The 884-nt window shown below is 45.2% G+C and carries 1 protein-coding gene; it reads left to right on the top strand.

Annotated features, from left to right (window positions below):
* Positions 1 to 882: elongation factor Tu (tuf, locus tag J5V48_RS09740; protein ID WP_219938451.1), on the top strand; the 882-nt coding region annotated here is incomplete at its 5' end.
* Positions 883 to 884: the final 2 nt, after the last annotated feature.

Genomic DNA, 884 nt, shown 5'->3' with positions numbered 1-884 from the left:
GCTATCTTAGTAGTAGCAGCAACAGACGGTCCTATGCCACAGACACGTGAGCACATTCTATTAGCTCGTCAGGTAGGCGTACCATACATCGTAGTATTCTTAAACAAGTGCGATATGGTAGACGACGAAGAGTTATTAGAGTTAGTTGAGATGGATATCCGTGATCTGTTAAATCAGTATCAGTTCCCAGGCGACGACACTCCAATCATCCGTGGTTCAGCATTAGGCGCATTAAACGGTGAAGAGAAGTGGGAAAAGGCTGTATTAGAGTTAGCAGAGACCTTAGACTCATACATCCCAGATCCAAAGCGTGATATCGATGATCCATTCTTATTACCAATCGAAGATATCTTCTCAATTTCAGGTCGTGGTACAGTAGTAACAGGCCGTGTTGAGCGTGGTATTGTACACGTAGGTGATGAAGTAGAAATCGTTGGTATTCGTCCAACCACCAAGACCACAGTAACTGGCGTAGAAATGTTCCGCAAGTTATTAGACGAAGGTCGTGCTGGTGATAACGTAGGTATCTTATTACGTGGTACTAAGCGTGATGAAGTAGAGCGTGGACAGGTATTAGCAGTACCAGGCTCAATCACACCACACACCAAGTTCACAGGTCAGGTATACGTATTATCAAAGGATGAAGGTGGTCGTCATACTCCATTCTTCAAGGGCTACCGTCCACAGTTCTTCTTCCGTACAACCGATATTACCGGTACAATCGAGTTACAGGAAGGCGTAGAGATGGTAATGCCAGGTGATAACACCGATATGTCAGTAACCTTAATCCACCCAGTAGCTATGGCTGAGGGTGAGAGATTCGCTATCCGTGAGGGTGGTCGTACTGTAGGTGCTGGTGTTGTTGGTAAGATCATCGAGTAATA

It is taken from the genome of Succinivibrio faecicola (genome assembly GCF_019448115.1).
Taxonomy (GTDB): Bacteria; Pseudomonadota; Gammaproteobacteria; order Enterobacterales; family Succinivibrionaceae; genus Succinivibrio; species Succinivibrio faecicola.
This window is presented reverse-complemented; position numbering and strand designations above follow the sequence as displayed.